Raw genomic sequence first — 16,844 nt, 5'->3', positions numbered from 1 at the left:
TAAGCTTTAATAACATATCCATTTTAAACACCCCAAGCATCTGGAAATGACACAAAAGAAGGTGGTAGCATGGAAGAACAGATCGCAATGCTTTTGGTTATCGCACAAACAAGTGGATTTTTAGCACCGATTGCATTCATTCTATTACATTTTCTTAGGCAGTTTCTATTTATTCCAGTAGTGGTTATTTGTATTGCCGGAGGAGTATTATTTGGAACTGTTGCTGGCACCTTTTATTCTGTACTCGGTTTATTGCTAAGCAGTTTACTCTTTTTTGTATTGATCCACAGAATGCCGAAGACTCATGGGAAACTAAGTAATATCAAAAAAAAGTGGTTTGGTGAATATCGGAATTTAACGACTGGCCAAGTCGCGATTTTGCGTTTGATTCCATTTATTCATTACCATCTCCTAAGTTTTTGTCTATTAGAACGATATCGCGGGTTTAAAGATTATATGAAAGCTTCTTTTTTTACCAATCTTCCTCTTGCTTTTTTTTATACCGTTTTTGGTGAGTTTATCAGTCGTTTTACACCGACCATGATCGTTGTTATTTTGTTTTCTCTTTCTATTTTTGTTTATATTTTGAGGGAGAAATTGACCGTCATTAAATGGCGTGATTTTTTTAAAGCGACAGCTTAAAAATGGGTTTTGAAAATGAAAATTCGCTGTCTCTTGTTGGTTTTCTAGCAATTGCAGATAATAACCTAAATATGGGGAAATCGTGGGAATTTTCTTTAAAAAACGGTAGGCAAGCTCGAAATTTTTCGGGCTTGCCTACCGTTTGGATGTAAGTTAGTTACTCATCCCTAAAAGGTGATTTAGAGTGATTATTCTTTTTCATAAATTCATGAATAGGACTTTTCCAGTCGATGCTTGCATTAGGATAGCTTTCATGCACTTTTCTTTCAATGAACTCAAAATCCTCTCGAACAAGACCATTTAAAGAAGCAATGCGATGAGGCCATATAAATACATTGACAACCTCAAAGGCATTTTCTGTAGTGCCTAAATATTTTTCACCTTCAAACAGAACCCCTTTATACGTAATAAGGAAGTTTTTTCGCACATTATTTTTATTATCGAGGAAAAAAAAGCGTTTTTGTTCATGGGCAAGTTCAAGTTTTCGTTTTGGATTAAGCAAATATTTAATCAAGCTATATATTAAAAAGATTATGAGAGCAAATAATAAAAAACGTATCATCCACATACCGTCGTCCTCCATTCATTTTGCCTTATATACGAATGAGAAAAGAAAAGGTTTCATTTTTTAAATATATTTTCAAAAAAGAATGCGTTATTTCATTTCTCCCAAGTTTTCGCTATTATGAAAATAGAAGATTACGCTTATTTTGTGAGGAGATTATGCTTTCAACAATACTTAAGGGAATGTTCTGATTGAAATAAATGCGAGAGGAAACGCGCAATTGTTTGCTCATTTTGTATTAGAACGAAAATGAGCAAACATCTTATCTTCACCGATAATGTAAGAACAGTTAAAAGATAGTGGGGGACATAGATGGAGTTAAAAGAAATTTTTAAAATGCAAAAAGAATTAGATCAACATATTGAGCAGCAGCACCAGCTGGAAGACGAAGATTTATTTGACCGAAAAACGCTGGCATTGCTAGTTGAATTAGGTGAGCTTGCCAACGAGACTCGTTGTTTCAAATTTTGGAGCTTGAAAGATCCGTCTCCTCGAAGTGTCATTCTTGAAGAGTTTGTCGATGGGATACATTTTATTGCTTCATTAGGGATTGAATGTGGCTTTGCAGGAATCGAAACCATATCCGCACAGGAGCAAAATGAGCTTAGTTTGACTGAACAATTTTTAAAAGTATATGAATCTGTCCATACATTTCGCGCTGTTAAATCACGCAGCAGCTATGAAAAGATGTTTGAACATTACTTATTATTAGCATCATTACTTGGATTTAGCGATTCTGAAATAAAGGAAGCATATATTGCAAAAAATGAAGTAAATTATAAGAGGCAACAGGAAGGTTATTAATTTGTACATTTGCAAGAATTTTCGTTATAATGAATCCATATTCTACATATTAAGGGAGTCGAAATAATGACTAAATTAGATGAAACCTTATTGATGCTTAAGGAATTAACTGATGCAAAGGGGATTCCTGGCAATGAGAGAGAACCACGGGAAGTCATGAAAAAGTATATTGCACCATTTTCAGATGAAGTGACCACTGATGGTTTAGGGAGCCTGATTGCGAAAAAGATCGGAAAAGAAGGCGGACCAAAGATAGTTGTGGCAGGCCATTTGGATGAAGTAGGATTTATGGTAACGCAAATTGATGATAAAGGATTTTTACGCTTCCAAACAGTTGGCGGTTGGTGGTCACAAGTGATGCTTGCACAACGGGTGACGATCGTGACAAGCAAAGGGGATGTGACAGGGGTTATCGGTTCGAAGCCACCACATATTTTATCTCCAGAAGCGCGTAAGAAACCGGTTGAGATTAAAGATATGTTTATTGATATTGGTGCATCAAGCCGTGAAGAGGCTCAAGAATGGGGCGTAAAGCCAGGGGATATGGTCGTACCATATTTCGAATTTACCGTTATGAACAATGAGAAAATGCTCCTCGCAAAAGCATGGGATAACCGCATCGGCTGTGCAATTGCAATTGACGTCTTAAAGCAATTAAAAGGCGAAAACCACGAAAACATCGTTTATGGAGTTGGAAATGTACAAGAAGAGGTTGGCTTAAGAGGAGCGAAAACAGCTTCATATAAGATCAAGCCTGATATCGGATTTGCGGTAGATGTGGGGATTGCCGGAGATACTCCAGGAATAAGTGAGAAAGAAGCAATGAGTAAAATGGGGAAAGGCCCTCAAATTCTTTTGTATGATGCTTCGATGGTTTCCCATAAAGGCCTTCGTGATTTCGTTACAGGAGTAGCCGATGAATTAAACATTCCTTATCAATTTGATCTCGTAGCAGGCGGCGGAACAGACGCTGGTTCTATTCATTTATCACATGAAGGCGTTCCTTCTTTAGCGATTTCGGTTGCAACAAGATACATTCATTCACACGCAGCGATGCTTCATCGTGATGATTATGAAAATGCCGTTAAACTAATTGCAGAAGTGATTAAACGCCTTGATGCGGAGACAGTGAACAAAATTACGTATGAATAAGAAAACGATATTAAACAACTTAGGCAGCATACCAATTTTTCTCTATGATGGTTGGTATGCTATTTTTGTTGGGAGATAGGCATGGAAAGAAGTTTAAGTTATTCTTTTTATAGGCTGTACCGATAAGAGATGAGTTTATATTTTATTCTTAAGGTAGTTTAATTTTGAACGTATTCATGAGAGCAAAACTATTGTTTATGAAATAACTCGTCTACAAGTGAGAGCTTCATATTTTGTGAAAGCACGAGGTAAAGATTGCTTTCCTAGCCTCAAGTGACGTTGAAGGAAGCAGAAGCAGGAATAAGAATTCGATTGAACCGGAGCGAGCAGTTCTCGCAGGAAGCAAAACCGCAGAGTCTTGTTGAATATAAGTACAGAATTATTTTAGGAAATGGAGGGATGATTTTGACGACAGAGAAAGATTTAAGGGTGTGCGAAAAAGGTCATCAATATTACAAAAGTAGCGATTGTAAAAGTTATCCAATTTGTCATGAAGAAAATAAGCCAAAAAGCGGATTCCTTGCAAAACTTAGCTCACCTGCTAGAAATGCTTTGCTTCACGAAGGAATAGATACATTGAAGAAACTTTCATTGCATACCGAGAAGGAAATATTAAATCTCCATGGAATTGGACCTGCTTCCATACCAATGCTTAGAGCCTCGTTAGCGGAAGAAGGGTTAACGTTTAAAAAATAGCTGCGGCAAACGGAAAGATTGCCAATTCATATTGTGGTATTTTAGATTTGGAGGACATGAATGATGGGATCGAAAAATAAAATTGCAATAGTGACTGGAGCTAGTAGCCCAAAAGATATAGGAACGGCAATTTGCCGAAGACTCGCTTCACAAGGAATAGATATTTTCTTTACCCATTGGAAATCAGAACAGAATTGGATTGAAGAATTTCAACTGGAAATGGTCAATATGGGTGTCCGTAATGAGAGTCTAAACATTGATTTATCAGAAGTTAATGCGGCAATGGAAATCCTCCATTCTGTGGAAAATAAACTTGGATCTCCATCTATCCTTGTCAATAATGCCGCTCATTCAAAGAATGATGGATATTTGGTTTTGGATGCTAAGACACTAGATGAGCATTATGCTGTTAATATGAGATCTACTTTTCTTCTTTGTGTAGAATTTGCCAGACGCTTTGAAAAATCAAACTTACATAAAGGGAGAATTATTAATTTGACATCAGGACAAGATTTAGGGCCAATGCCGGGAGAACTTGCTTATGCGGCAACAAAGGGCGCTATTTCTGCCTTTACTAAGTCGCTCTCACAGGAATTGGCACCGTTAGGAATAACTGTTAATGCGGTTAATCCCGGACCGACAGATTCAACCTGGATGAACGATGAAATTAGGGAATATCTATTACCTAAATTTCCTATGGGTCGGATTGGGCAGCCTGAGGATGTGGCCCAAACCATTGCATTTCTTGCAAGTGATGAAGCACAATGGATCACTGGTCAGGTGATTCATTCTGAAGGTGGCTTCATCCGGAGCTAGGATAAAGAGAAAAGTTACTTGTATTAAAGGCCGCTGTCCGACAAGTCACTAAAATATAAGGTAGTGGGAAAAACGAACTGCTTTTCTCTTCATGGATAATAAGAAGAAACAGCGGATACCTGTACTTTCACGATGTCAACAATTTATGAACATTAACATGTATTTTATCGAAACCGCAGAGAAAATCTACGGAAAAATCGATTGCCCTAGATGAGACTGAATTTACACTTTCTAATTCGATTTTGTTTCGAGCGTTAAGGGGGTGTTTCTTTTCACATTCAAGGGCTGTTTTTATCCCTGGCGCAGACGGGACTCCACAAATTATCTTTGCTTACGTACATTTATGCTTTCAATAGGTACATAAAAAAATCGTTCCTTTCTAAATGGTCGTTTGGTCAAGGACGATTTATTTTGCATTTTCAAAGTGGGTGTACTGGCTGTTGATTGGAGGGGAGATACTTGATTCCTAAAGCCGAGTGAATCCGAAAGGAATAAAAACAAGAGGCTTGGCGAACGTTCACTAAAAAAGCAAGTATATGGAGGAGAAATTAACGAATTTTACCGCGATTCCGTTAAAAAATAACAGACATCGAGAGGGAGTATTCTTGAGGCATTTTGTCGACAAACTGAGACGGGACCAATGGTTCGTGTTTTTGCCATATCGGTGCAGTTTCATTTCTATAAAGGGACTTGGATTGGAGAATAGTGATTTTAATATTTAAGAAGTGGACTATGGCAATAAAAATATTTATTAGCAGGATATGCTAATATGAATTTATGACCCATACATGGAGGAGAGTACTTATGATGAGAATGTCAAATCAACGAGAATCAACTTACTATGATCAAAGAATTGAAGCAATTGATGATGAGATTTGCCGATTAATTCAGCAACGCAAAGAAATTTCAAATAATAATCCTGGTTTTCCAACTAAACAACTTATCGCAGATTGGTCGAAAAAATATCATTTACTTGAAGAATTTTTAAATGTTGTTTTTACAGACTTTCAACATGAAGATATCTATAGACCTATGGTGGAGCCAAAAGGTTTTATACAGAATATACCAATATTAAAATCATTTGAAAGAGAGGATGAGTTTTATACAGTAACCTTCATCCGGCAGTTTAAAAATGCAAGTGTTGTTCATTTGAATGTCGATAAAAATATTACAAATGAAATGGATTGGCATAAAGAAGAGCATACCTATTTTGAACTAGCAGTTGAAGGAGGAGAAACTCAGCATGATTGCCGCCAGAATGGTGGGGGAGGTACTATGAACCATGAAGCCTTTTCTTTTATTGTATCACCTGCTTTGCCTGATGATCCTTCGAAGTTCAAGCTGGTTTTCACAGAATATAAAATTCCATTTAACCAACCGACTGGATTAGAATTTAGGATTTAGAGCAGAACTGATAATAACCTACATATGGGACGAGTAAAAACATAAAGCAAATATTGTTAAAGTAAAAGGGTGATATTCTTTTGTACTTAAGAAGCGTAAAAATGATGAGGGAAAGAATTGAAAATCCAAATAGCTATCCATTCTCGATCCCGAGTTTAAAATATACGAATTTAATAGAGTTCAACAATCCGGTGACTTTTTTTGTCGGGGAAAACGGTTCGGGGAAGTCGACCTTACTTGAGGCCATTTCTTATCAATGTGGTTTCAATAGTGCTGGCGGCGGCAGGAATAATAATTATGATGTAGATTCGTCTGCTTCTGATTTAGGTGATTATATCCGGCTTTCATGGTTCCCGAAAACAAACAAAGGTTTCTTTTTAAGAGCGGAGAGTTTCTATCATTTTGCTTCCTACTTAGATGAGTTAGCCCAGGAAGATCCTACTTTTCATTATCAAGGATATGGTGGAAAATCGTTGCATCAACAATCGCACGGAGAGTCGTTTTTATCTTTGTTCACGAACCGCTTTGGAGAGGAAGGGATATACCTGTTGGATGAACCAGAAGCAGCATTATCTCCTGCTCGACAATTAACCTTTTTAAGAGTCATTCACGAATTAGTAAATAAAGATCATGCCCAGTTTATTATTGCAACCCATTCACCTATCCTCCTCGGTTATCCAGATGCGCAAATTTATAATTTTGACGAATCACCGATTCAGGAAATTCGCTATGAAGAAACGGAGCATTATCGTTTAACACTAAACTTTTTGACAAGACGGGAAAAGTTTTTATATGAATTATTTCGAGATGATGAAGAATAAATGTACGAAAGCTGCTCGATTATTGTTACAAAGCATTAGAGAAAAACATCTGTAATGTTATTAGCTTTTTTGGATAATTTAGTCAGAGAACCATTGGGTGAGGAATTAAGCTGACGAGGGTACGCTTTAAATGAACTTCAAAAAAGTTTTAATTTTTCACTTGTGTTGATAAATGGAGAATTATTAGAGGGTTTAGAATATGTAATACTTTCTTATTTTGTAGTAGGTTCTAAATCCAAAAGAAATTTTGTATAAAAAAGCATAAATCATTAAGTTACCATGTTAGTATCTTGTTAGTGGGATCTATTTATAGCAGGTGGTCATTGAATAAAGGATTCACGTTTTTTTAGCTGCAGTTATTTAATTGAGGAGGGGTCTAATGAATGCGACGGTGATGTTCATCCATAGTGCTGGTCCACAAGGTCAAAATCAAGGTAGTTCCAATTTGGTTACCTATTTGAAGAAGGAGCTTAAGGAAGACTACAATTTCCATTCTCCTAGCATGCCAACTCCTGAGAATCCAAAATATGTAGAGTGGAAGAAAGCATTTGAGCAGGAATTCAATCAACTATCAGGAGAGGTCGTTCTAATTGGCCATTCATTGGGAGGTTCTTTTCTATTAAAATACCTCTCCGAAGAATCTTATCCGATAAAAATTCCTGGACTATTTGTTGTTTCAGCTCCGTTCTGGGGAATTGATCAAGATTGGCAACGGAGCGATTTCTTTTTCCAAAGTGGGTTTGAGAAACGCCTCAGTGAAATCGACAATTTGTTCCTATATCATAGTCGAGATGAGAGAATTGTACCTTTTTCACATCATTTAGCATTGGCAGAAAAGCTTCCACATGGCAAAACACGAGTGCTCGAAGGAAAACAGCACTTATTTTCCAATGGATTAACAGAATTAGTGAACGATATAAGGAGTTTATCGGGTACTTGAATCCGTTAATGATTGATGCTGAAACGAACTTTTGGCTAAGAATTGAATACATAATTTGCACTAATTGTTGATTCATCATCGAAAGTTACGTAAAAAAACCAGAGATTTTTAAAAATACACTTTTTTCTTAAAGGCAAGGATATTTCGATATAAAGTGAAAGCTAACTTAAGGCTAGCATGAGCTATTGAATGCATGCGTTTGCAGATTTTTTAAATACATGAGAGAATTTGAGAAGAGGTAGTCAGTCAGAGTAAGCACAGGAAAATGATTGCAAAAAATACATTATAATTTGGAGTGATAATATGTATAGAACGGTAAATGACTTTTTAACAGATTGGACTCATTCAGCGGAGGGTACACTTCGAGTGTTTGAATCATTATCAGATGACAAATTGGATCAAGCGATCGTGCAAGGACATAGTACTCTTGGGTGGCTTGGCTGGCATCTTACGACAACTCCTGTATTCTTTATGAGCCTTGTTGGCATAAAATTAGAATCTTCAGTTGACCCGAAAGTGGTGCCAACGAAGGCAAATGAAATCGTTGATGCTTATAAAAAAGTCGCTGAAGATGTAAAACAAGCCGTAGAAACAAATATGACGGATGAGAAGTTGCTTGAAACGGTTGATAGTTTTGGGGGACCAACACCACGAGGTGCTTTGTTAAGAATGTTTATTGATCATCAAACCCATCACCGTGGTCAGATGACCGTTCTTCTCCGGCAAGCTGGCTTACCTGTTCCTGGTGTAATGGGTCCGACAAAAGAAGAAAGCTTGTAAAGTGAATGCGGTGAAAATTTTAATATTTTTTTATCAAAAAGAGCTTTACTTCCAATAGAAGTAGAGCTTTTTTGTTCAGATTCAATCGCTCTTTTTGCTTCCTGGCTCAAAGTTTGCTGCATCGTAAGTGTCCTAAGAAGGAAAGGGGAATATAGGGAATTCATGGGAATGCAATGAATATTTTCAGACCAGAGTAAGTCTAATTGTTGGACAACCCAGTTATATTGAAGTGAATAAGGGATGTAAAAATCGAACCAATAAAGTTGATATTAGCGGAATGTTGGAAAAAATGATTTCAATAAAAGGAGAGTCAATACCTTTGAATGCAAATTGTGTGATATTTTATCAATTTGGAAGTCCGAACGAAGTGTTGAAAGTGGAATCAAAATTTATCACTCCACCAAAAGACAATGAAGTTTTAGTGCGAATGTTAACACGTCCTATCAACCCATCCGACTTGATACCGATAAGTGGAGCTTACGCTCATCGAATTTCCTTACCGAATATTCCTGGGTATGAAGGGGTTGGAATAGTAGAGGACGTTGGTTCACTTGTTTCCCAGGAGCTGATTGGGAAACGTGTTTTGCCTTTACGTGGAGAAGGAACATGGCAGGAATATGTAAAGACTGCATCGGATTTCGCTATTACAGTTCCTGATTCCATTGATGATGTTGTTGCAGCCCAACTCTATATTAACCCGATTACCGCATGGGTGATTTGCACGGAAGTATTACAGTTGAAGCCGAATGATGTTTTACTGGTGAATGCGGCTGGTTCCTCTGTTGGACAGATATTTGTGCAGCTTTCGAAAATACTAGGTTTTAGAGTGATTGCTGTTGTTAGAAATAATCATTATACTGAAAGATTACGCACTCTTGGTGCTTCAGCAGTGGTAGATCTCTCACAAGCTTCACTTCATAAGACCGTAATGGAGTTAACGAATGGAGAAGGAGCAGATGCTGCTATTGATTCTATTGGCGGTAACTCGGGGCATGAGCTAGCTTTTTGTGTACACCCAAACGGTCATTTTTTATCCATTGGATTATTATCAGGAGTTCAGGTTAATTGGTCCGAAATTGTTCAAAAAGCTAAAGTAAATGCGAATATGTTTCACTTGCGAAATTGGAACGGGAATGTACCGCTTAATAAATGGCACGAGGCTTTTCAGAATGTGATTAAGTTAGTTGCTGAGAAAAAATTAACTTTAAAGAGGGTACATGCAAGTTATCATCTAGTGGAAATTAAAAAGGCGATTGAAACGGTTGAATCTGCTAAAGGTAAAGTGATGTTAACCAATTATTGAAAGGAGGAAGTGTGAATTTGGTAGTGCATTCGTACAGTGTCATCTGCTTGGAATATCTTTTATATCCACTACTAATGTGTAAAAGTTACAGGGGAGCTTAGAAGTTTAGAAGGACCGACTGTGTGGCTGGCTATTTGCTTTGTTTTGCTATAATTAAGTATTATCATGGTAAGCAATCATGAGGTTGCGATCTAGTCGAAATAAGAAAATAAAGGAGAGAATAGATGAAGATTATTGTTACCAGCATATTTGTCCAAGATCAAGAAAAAGCACTGGAGTTTTACACAAAAACATTAGGTTTTATAAAAAAGCATGACGTTCCAAGTGGAGAATATAGGTGGATAACGCTTGTTTCTCCAGATGAACAGGGAGGTACAGAACTTTTACTTGAACCTAATAACCATCCTGCTGCCAAAGAGTATCAACAGAAATTATTTGCTGAAGGAATTCCTGTAACGATGTTTGGGGTTGGTGATATTCGGGAAGAATACGAGCGTTTAGTTGAAAAAGGTGTGAGCTTTACGATGGAACCAACAAAAATGGGGGAAGTTACAATCGCAATTTTCGACGATACATGCGGAAACCTCATTCAGATGATTGAACAGTAATCATTCAATAATCATAAAAGCTTTACCTCAATTTGGAGGTAAAGCTTTTTGCTCACTGGATTTAACGAGTGATAATTGGCAGACTCTCTCTTTCGCATGGTCATTGTTATCTTGAGAAAAGGGCCCCTGTGATTAGTAAGGCAAGACTTGGGACATGATCTGAGCAACAGTCACCCTCACTCCAATTAGGAAAATTTCAGTTATAAAACGCTTAATTTAAGTCGGTGATAGACTCTAGCATATAGCTGCCGTGTCCTAAGACATTATCTAGGAGTTTTTGATATTTAATGATTTCTAACGCAGAAATGACCAATGATTGCTCCTTTTTTTCTGTATATAAGATTTTAGGATCGTTTTCATTTTGAGATTCATATTCAACAGTATGAACGTACTTTCCGCCTTTTTTAATTCTATAGAGCTGGATCATGTTTCACTTCCTTAAACAATTCTTTAGTTTATAGCTCCATTTTATATGAAAGATTAGCTGAAGCATACAAATGTTTACAAAAAAAGCCGGAAAAAGCGTGCGTTTAAGCAATAGGAATAGATAGGCTTTCCGCTTTATTGGATGGGGAAGTCTTCATGGAATCAGAAGCCCCTTCAGTATAACTGAAAGGCTTTACAGACTCATTTATTCAGGTGATGGAGCAGTGCCCTATAATTACCATAAGGGCACTGATATTTTCGAAAAGCAAAAGTCATATACGATTTCATTGTGAAACCTGTTACAGTTCTATAAATAATGGAGTGGATTAAAAAAATGACCCGACATATTTTGATTGTGGTCTGTAAATGACGTTATCGCTTGCCTGTTCTAATATGTGGGCAGTCCAGCCAACGATTCTACTGGCAGTGAAAGTGGGGGTGAAAAGTATGGGCTCTAACTGAATGGCTTTCATAATTGCCGCTGCATAGAACTCGACATTCGTATACAAAGCCCTTCCCGGTTTGAACTCTTCTAATAAAGTAATGGCGCTCTCTTCCACCTCCATCGCTAAATCTAACCACTTATCTTGCCCGCCTAACTTTATTAATTTTTCTTTCAAAGCGATTGCACGGGGATCATGGGTTTTATAAACTCGGTGGCCAAATCCCATTAACTTTTCGCCTCTTATGAGCTTATCTCGAATCACTTTTGCAGCATCTTGGACCGTGGAAATTTCATCTAATAATTCAAGCACTCCTGATGGAGCGCCACCGTGAAGAGGCCCTTTCATCGTTCCGATTGCGGAGGTGACAGCGGATACGATATCAGATTCACTTGATATCGTCACCCGTGCTGAAAATGTCGAGGCGTTCATCCCGTGCTCCAATGTTAAAATCATGTAAGCTTCTAAAGCGTGAACATGGGCAGCTGTTGGAATATCACCTGTTAACATATATAGGTAATTCTCAATATGGTCTAAATCATTTCGCGGTGGAACCTCAGCCCGCCCTTCCAGTTTGCGTTTACGAAAGGCGATGATACTTGGGATGAGAGCAGTTAACTTGACTGCTTGGGAAATAGTTGGTGGAAATTGATATTCCCCATACCCACCTTCCGCAGAGACAGCGGTTCGAATCACACTCATCAAATCCATGGTTGGAGGCAGTAGTGAAATAATCGACTTTAGATCATCGGATAACCAGCGATTTTTTTTCAATTCTTCCTTTAAGATGAAAAGTTGCTCCTTGTTTGGAAAATGTCCGTACCAAAGCAAATAGGCTACTTCTTCGAAATGGTAATTAGCCGCTAACTTTTGGATGTCATATCCCCGATAAACAAGTCGTCCTAATTGACCGTCAATATAGGAGATCCGTGTTTCAGCAGCGATTACCCCTTTTAATCCTTTTTCGTACATCATTAACCTTTCCCCTTTCCCTCTTTAGTTTTATTGTATAAAATAATTATTATTAAGATAATTAAATAATTATAAATAAATTGATTATTTTTTTTAATAAGGAGGGGCGAAATGGACTTTCAATGGTTAAATACATTTGTGACGGCCGCGCAATGTGGAAATTTTCGTAGAGCAGCAGAATTACTTTATATTTCTCAGCCATCAGTTACTGTTCATATTCAACAGCTTGAGAAAAATTTAGGGGTTCAATTGTTTCAGCGGGATGGAAAGAAAATCAAGCTGACGGAAGCGGGGCGGAGATACCATCACCATGCAGTGGAATTGTTAAGATTGTATGAAAAGGGGCTAGCTGACTTGAATTCCTTTAGCCAAGGATATATGACAAAGCTTTCTCTCGCTATTTCCCCCTTAATTGCCGAGACAATATTACCTTATGTGATTAAAAGCTATACAAATAAGCATCCCGATGTGGAAATCGCGATTAAGATTCTTGATTCCATGTATATTGAGGAAGCGGTTATGAAAGATGAAGTCGATCTGGGGCTTTCATGTGTAAACGTTCAAAATTCTAGCTTAATCAATGAACTCCTGTATAAGGACCGCATTTTGTTCATTGTTCCTCATGATGGTAGAGATGCTGAAACGGCACCACCATTGGAGGAGGAGGAATTTTTTTTAAACTATTATTTATTTACCGATAATCATCCGAGTTACTGGGCGGATTTGCTTAAAGCTGTGAAAAGCAAGTATCCAGTCATCAAGACAATGAAAGTCTCACAGACACATATTACTAAAAGATTTATTATAGAAGGTTTAGGCTTTTCCTTTTTACCAGAATCTACAGTTAGGAGAGAATTATTGGAAGGGAGATTATTAGAGGTGTATCAGCATTCTTTTAAATTACCGGACATCTACACATATGCCATTATGAAATATAAACATTCGCAACAACAGGAGTTTCTCGAATTTCTCTCCAATTACCGAATATAATTAAGATGGGAAAATCCACCAGCGAGTTTTTCGCCGATGGATTTCATCTTTATTTTAAGCCTGACTCAAGGGTTTGGAGCATTTCTTCTTTTTCATCTTCTGAAGCATTTTTCCAAATGATTTCAAATAAAACGCCTAGACCAGGAAGCATTTTTTCTTCACCGTTTTGAATTGCATCGACAATCGTTTCCCGTAATTCATCTTGGGAGTTGCCTGATACATTGTGAATAATCGCATTGCGTAAATTCAAATCCATACGTACACGCTCCTTCTAAAATAACTTCCTTTATATATTTTCTAATTTGCCATGAATTATGTATAAGAAGATGAGGTTTTGCGACTTTGAATATTATGACTGCAATGGAATGTTTCACAACAATTATAGAGGTTATTTTATTTTAATATCGAAATAATTAACTGTATTTAGTTTTAATTGGGGGAAATGAAATGTATATCAAAACAAATAGATTATTAATACGTAACTTTGAAAATAATGATTGGCAAGCTGTTCATGAATATACTTCAGATTGTAGGGTGATGAAATATATACCAGAAGGAGTTTTTACGGAGAATGATACAAAAGACTTTATAAAGAAGAATGTGGGTGATTCGGCAGAAAAGTTTGCTGTTGTCTTAAGAGATGAGAATTTGGTGATTGGACACATCGTTTTTCATAAGTATTTTGGTGACCACACATATGAAATCGGGTGGGTGTTTAATCCTAAGTATTATAATCACGGCTATGCATCAGAAGCAGCACAGGGAATATTAAAATTCGGTTTTGAAGATATGCATTTACACAGGGTCATTGCAACGTGTCAACCTGAAAACATCGCTTCTTCAAGAGTGATGGAGAAGATTGGGATGAGAAAGGAAGGATATTTTCAAAAATGTATTCCAGCAGGTAATGAGTGGTGGGATGAATATTATTACGCTATTTTAAAGGAGGAATGGATTCACCATTGAGATTCCCACTATTCTTAGGCTATAATGAGGAAACTTACATATTGCTAAAAGGAGAAAGTATCCGTTGAAATATATACAATCTGCTCAAAATCGACAAATTAAGCAATGGAAAAAGCTTTTAACGAAAAAAGAACGGGATAAAACAGGAACTTTTTTAGTCGAAGGATTTCATCTTGTTGAAGAAGCAATTAAAGCTGATGTAGCATTAGAAATCATCGTATGTGAGGGGGTTGAGCTCCCTCCACATATGGATTATGGTTCTATTTCCTTAACGACGGTCACACCTGAAATCTTTCGAGAACTGAGTGATACCGAAACTCCCCAAGGTGTCTTGGCTCTTTGTGAGGCACAGAAAGAGGTTGAAGAACTTAAAGGGAAGCAGTTTTTGCTAATTGATGCTGTTCAGGATCCGGGGAATTTAGGAACGATGATTCGTACAGCAGATGCAGCAGGGATGGATGGAATTATTGTTGGGCATGGGAGTGTCGATATTTATAACCCAAAGGTTATTCGTTCAGCCCAAGGAAGTCATTTTCATTTACCAGTTGTAAGAGGAGCACTTAAAGAATGGATGGAAAAGTTATTAGCTAAAAATATTCCTATATATGGCACATCTTTAGAAAATGGTCAAATTTATACGGAAATAAGCCCTTCCCCATCCTTTGCCCTTCTCGTTGGCAACGAGGGAAGTGGGGTCGATCCTGATCTGTTGCAGAAGACAACAAAGAATTTGTACATTCCACTCTTTGGGAAAAGCGAATCCCTTAATGTGGCAGTTGCAGCAGGGATATTGCTCTATTATATGAAGGCTTGAATCCCTTTCTTTAATGTACTATAATTAACAGCGATATAATTTAAGGATAAGATGCGATAATTCTCCATTGAGAATTGTCTAGCGCAAGCTGCCAAAGCCGGGCAAACTTCAGGTTCCCTCTCTACGATAAGTCAACTATGAATTGTGTTTGGAAGAACGGACCCCTCCAGTTTGTATGGCAATGAATGAGCTGTTTTTCGCTGTTCTTATTACATAATGAAAAACTTTGACGGAGAAAAGTAACTTACTCGACTATTGAGGGAGAAAATGCCTTAGACTGAAAGCATTTTTATAGGTAAAGTAAGTGAAGTTCACCTCCTGAGTTGGCATCGGGACCATGAAAATTCAGAATGAATTTTTCGTGTAAAGATGCATCGGCCTAAAAAGCCGTTATCGTAATGAAGTGAGCCATAACATGTGGCTAATTAGGGTGGTACCGCGATCATAAACCTCGTCCCTTCAGGGATAGAGGTTTTTTGTTTTTCAATGGGGAACAGACAAACGGAAATTTATGAAAAATTAAGGAGGATTTAAACATGCAAGAACGATTGAAGGAACTTCAGGAGGAAGCATTGCAAGCAGTTGATGCTGCAGCTGATTTAAAGAAACTTAACGACATTCGCGTTTCTTATTTAGGAAAAAAGGGTCCAATAACCGAAGTATTAAAAGGAATGGGGAAGCTTTCTGCAGAAGAGCGCCCAAAAATGGGAGCACTCGCAAATGAGGTACGTGACCTAATTTCTTCCAAAATAGAGGAAAAACAGCAAGCTTTAGAAGCAGCTGCTGTTGAAGCGAGGCTTGCATTGGAGACAATCGATGTAACTCTTCCGGGAAGACCTGTTCAGACAGGAAATCATCACCCGCTTACTCGTATTGTGGAAGAGATTGAAGACTTATTTATTGGCATGGGCTATACCGTTGCAGAAGGTCCAGAAGTTGAAAAGGATTATTACAATTTTGAGGCACTAAACCTTCCAAAAAGTCATCCGGCTCGAGATGCACAGGATTCCTTTTATATTACAGAGGAAATATTACTTCGTACGCAAACATCTCCTGTTCAAGCGAGAACAATGGAGAAACATGGTGGAAAAGGTCCAGTAAAAATTATATGTCCTGGTAAAGTATACAGACGCGATAGCGACGACGCGACCCATTCTCACCAATTCATGCAAATTGAAGGCCTTGTCGTTGACGAAAATATTCGCATGAGCGATTTAAAAGGGACACTTGAATTATTTGCGAAAAAATTATTCGGTGAAGACCGTGAAATTCGTTTACGTCCAAGCTTTTTCCCGTTCACAGAGCCGTCAGTAGAGGTTGATGTTTCTTGCTTCAAATGCGGTGGCCACGGATGTAATATTTGTAAGCAAACAGGCTGGATTGAAGTATTAGGATCGGGGATGGTTCATCCAAATGTCCTTGAAATGTCTGGCTTTGATTCGAAGAAGTATTCAGGATTTGCTTTTGGGATGGGAGTAGAACGAATTGCGATGTTGAAATACGGCATCGATGATATACGGCATTTCTACACGAATGATACGCGTTTCATAAAGCAATTCAAACTCAACTAATTTAAAATGGTTCGCTTAATACAAAAAGCGATATTTTTATAACTAGTATAATAAATTTTCTTCTGTAAATAGTTGCTTAGCAAATCAAGTTATTTTTGTCGCTTTTTGGATTGTTTTCAAAGGTTGAGCGA

Annotated in this window: 19 protein-coding genes and 1 other annotated feature; of the genes, 15 read left to right on the top strand and 4 right to left on the bottom strand. The window is 37.6% G+C overall.

Annotation, left to right across the window (positions count from 1 at the left end; all coding sequences use genetic code 11):
* The first annotated feature begins 69 nt into the window (after positions 1-69).
* Entirely contained in the window at positions 70-642 is a 573-nt protein-coding gene (locus FCJ93_RS13975; protein WP_095307812.1) for a TVP38/TMEM64 family protein, read from the top strand.
* A 157-nt stretch (positions 643-799) separates the two neighbouring features.
* Here FCJ93_RS13975 and FCJ93_RS13970 read toward each other — a convergent pair whose 3' ends face one another.
* Positions 800-1,210, bottom strand: a complete 411-nt coding sequence (locus FCJ93_RS13970) for a sigma-w pathway protein ysdB (RefSeq protein WP_095307810.1) — start codon at positions 1,208-1,210, stop codon at positions 800-802.
* Between the two features lie 309 nt (positions 1,211-1,519).
* Between FCJ93_RS13970 and FCJ93_RS13965 the strand changes: the two genes are divergently transcribed.
* The 10 genes from FCJ93_RS13965 (at position 1,520) to FCJ93_RS13920 (ending at position 10,531) form a co-directional block, all read left to right on the top strand.
* Positions 1,520-2,011: a dUTP diphosphatase gene (locus tag FCJ93_RS13965; RefSeq protein ID WP_095307809.1), complete on the top strand. Its 492-nt coding sequence runs from the start codon at positions 1,520-1,522 to the stop codon at positions 2,009-2,011.
* Positions 2,012-2,077: 66 nt separating this feature from the next.
* Positions 2,078-3,163 (top strand): M42 family metallopeptidase, encoded by a 1,086-nt coding sequence (locus FCJ93_RS13960; protein ID WP_095307808.1) that lies wholly within the window; start codon positions 2,078-2,080, stop codon positions 3,161-3,163.
* Positions 3,164-3,568: 405 nt separating this feature from the next.
* Positions 3,569-3,859: an RNA polymerase alpha subunit C-terminal domain-containing protein gene (locus tag FCJ93_RS13955; protein WP_095307947.1), complete on the top strand. Its 291-nt coding sequence runs from the start codon at positions 3,569-3,571 to the stop codon at positions 3,857-3,859.
* Positions 3,860-3,919: 60 nt separating this feature from the next.
* Positions 3,920-4,675, top strand: a complete 756-nt coding sequence (locus FCJ93_RS13950; RefSeq protein ID WP_095307806.1) for an SDR family oxidoreductase — start codon at positions 3,920-3,922, stop codon at positions 4,673-4,675.
* Positions 4,676-5,479: 804 nt separating this feature from the next.
* Complete coding sequence (locus tag FCJ93_RS13945; protein ID WP_137743968.1) at positions 5,480-6,079, top strand: hypothetical protein; 600 nt, start codon at positions 5,480-5,482, stop codon at positions 6,077-6,079.
* Between the two features lie 80 nt (positions 6,080-6,159).
* Positions 6,160-6,900 (top strand): AAA family ATPase, encoded by a 741-nt coding sequence (locus FCJ93_RS13940; RefSeq protein WP_095307802.1) that lies wholly within the window; start codon positions 6,160-6,162, stop codon positions 6,898-6,900.
* A gap of 379 nt (positions 6,901-7,279) precedes the next feature.
* Entirely contained in the window at positions 7,280-7,840 is a 561-nt protein-coding gene (locus FCJ93_RS13935; RefSeq protein ID WP_137743967.1) for an alpha/beta hydrolase, read from the top strand.
* A 303-nt stretch (positions 7,841-8,143) separates the two neighbouring features.
* Positions 8,144-8,620: a DinB family protein gene (locus tag FCJ93_RS13930; RefSeq protein ID WP_137743966.1), complete on the top strand. Its 477-nt coding sequence runs from the start codon at positions 8,144-8,146 to the stop codon at positions 8,618-8,620.
* A gap of 289 nt (positions 8,621-8,909) precedes the next feature.
* A complete protein-coding gene (locus FCJ93_RS13925; protein WP_137743965.1) occupies positions 8,910-9,923 on the top strand; it encodes a zinc-dependent alcohol dehydrogenase family protein in 1,014 nt (337 codons plus the stop codon).
* A gap of 224 nt (positions 9,924-10,147) precedes the next feature.
* Positions 10,148-10,531, top strand: coding sequence for a VOC family protein (locus FCJ93_RS13920; RefSeq protein ID WP_095307798.1), 384 nt, complete (start codon positions 10,148-10,150; stop codon positions 10,529-10,531).
* A 211-nt stretch (positions 10,532-10,742) separates the two neighbouring features.
* Here FCJ93_RS13920 and FCJ93_RS13915 read toward each other — a convergent pair whose 3' ends face one another.
* Entirely contained in the window at positions 10,743-10,958 is a 216-nt protein-coding gene (locus FCJ93_RS13915) for a hypothetical protein (protein ID WP_137743964.1), read from the bottom strand.
* Between the two features lie 325 nt (positions 10,959-11,283).
* Positions 11,284-12,372, bottom strand: coding sequence for a citrate synthase/methylcitrate synthase (locus tag FCJ93_RS13910; protein WP_137743980.1), 1,089 nt, complete (start codon positions 12,370-12,372; stop codon positions 11,284-11,286).
* A 111-nt stretch (positions 12,373-12,483) separates the two neighbouring features.
* Here FCJ93_RS13910 and FCJ93_RS13905 point away from each other — a divergent pair, with 111 nt between their 5' ends.
* A complete protein-coding gene (locus FCJ93_RS13905) occupies positions 12,484-13,362 on the top strand; it encodes a LysR family transcriptional regulator (protein WP_137743963.1) in 879 nt (292 codons plus the stop codon).
* Positions 13,363-13,411: 49 nt separating this feature from the next.
* On the opposite strand, the gene sspI is transcribed toward FCJ93_RS13905, so the two are convergent.
* Entirely contained in the window at positions 13,412-13,618 is a 207-nt protein-coding gene (sspI, locus tag FCJ93_RS13900) for a small acid-soluble spore protein SspI (protein WP_095307792.1), read from the bottom strand.
* A 191-nt stretch (positions 13,619-13,809) separates the two neighbouring features.
* Here sspI and FCJ93_RS13895 point away from each other — a divergent pair, with 191 nt between their 5' ends.
* The 3 genes from FCJ93_RS13895 (at position 13,810) to pheS (ending at position 16,713) form a co-directional block, all read left to right on the top strand.
* Positions 13,810-14,328, top strand: a complete 519-nt coding sequence (locus tag FCJ93_RS13895; protein WP_095307786.1) for a GNAT family N-acetyltransferase — start codon at positions 13,810-13,812, stop codon at positions 14,326-14,328.
* A 64-nt stretch (positions 14,329-14,392) separates the two neighbouring features.
* On the top strand, positions 14,393-15,142 hold the full coding sequence (locus FCJ93_RS13890) for a TrmH family RNA methyltransferase (protein WP_095307784.1): 750 nt from the start codon (positions 14,393-14,395) through the stop codon (positions 15,140-15,142).
* A gap of 217 nt (positions 15,143-15,359) precedes the next feature.
* Positions 15,360-15,604, top strand: a binding site (T-box leader).
* 74 nt (positions 15,605-15,678) lie between these two features.
* A complete protein-coding gene (pheS, locus tag FCJ93_RS13885; protein WP_095307782.1) occupies positions 15,679-16,713 on the top strand; it encodes a phenylalanine--tRNA ligase subunit alpha in 1,035 nt (344 codons plus the stop codon).
* The last annotated feature ends 131 nt before the right edge of the window (positions 16,714-16,844 follow it).

Source organism: Robertmurraya siralis (assembly GCF_005502275.1).
GTDB classification, from domain to species: Bacteria; Bacillota; Bacilli; order Bacillales; family Cytobacillaceae; genus Robertmurraya; species Robertmurraya siralis.
Note: the sequence above shows the minus strand (reverse complement) of the source record. Positions and strands in the feature narration are given on the sequence as shown.